We start from the raw sequence: 558 nt of genomic DNA, 5'->3' as shown, positions 1-558 counted from the left end.
GCCTTTAACAGCATGAACAATAAGCGGGCTTTTTTGATGCAAGAGGGTATCTACGCCGTAGAGATGGAGAGAGAGGGGATCTCGGATAAGCGCAGTGAACGTGCGTTAATGAGTAAGCTGGCAGAATCCATATCAGCTAAGGCTCAGGATAAAACAAGCGAAGATATGACATTAAGTTTTTCTGCTGAAACACCTGAACTTGCTCAACAGCGATTGGTTAAGTACATGGACTTTGTCCAGCTGCAGCAACTCAAAAGCAAAAATACAGAACTGCAATCTATATGGCAAAACAGAATAAAGGCTCTGACCGCACAATACGACAGTGTCAAGGCTGATACTCTGCTGAAAAAACAGGAAGAGCTTCAGCGGGTCAGATATAGTCTGCGCATTAGCAAAGCCGCTAGAGTGGATGCGCCTCTTGAGAGAATTGATAGCCAAGAGATTTTCAACATTCAGCTAGGTGCGAAAGGCTTAGCTGAAAAACTGAGCATATTGAATGAGATTAAAGATCCTGAACTACTTAACCCGGAATTAGGAAAGATTCGTCTACAGTTAAGT

At 43.2% G+C, this 558-nt stretch carries 1 pseudogene; it reads left to right on the top strand.

Going from position 1 to position 558, the window contains the following annotated elements:
- Positions 1–36 precede the first annotated feature (36 nt).
- Positions 37–558, top strand: a pseudogene (locus tag LG31_RS0100005) (LPS O-antigen chain length determinant protein WzzB); the annotation flags it as partial.

Source organism: Aeromonas lacus (genome assembly GCF_000764665.1).
Classification (GTDB): Bacteria; Pseudomonadota; Gammaproteobacteria; order Enterobacterales; family Aeromonadaceae; genus Aeromonas; species Aeromonas lacus.
Note: the sequence above shows the minus strand (reverse complement) of the source record. Positions and strands in the feature narration are given on the sequence as shown.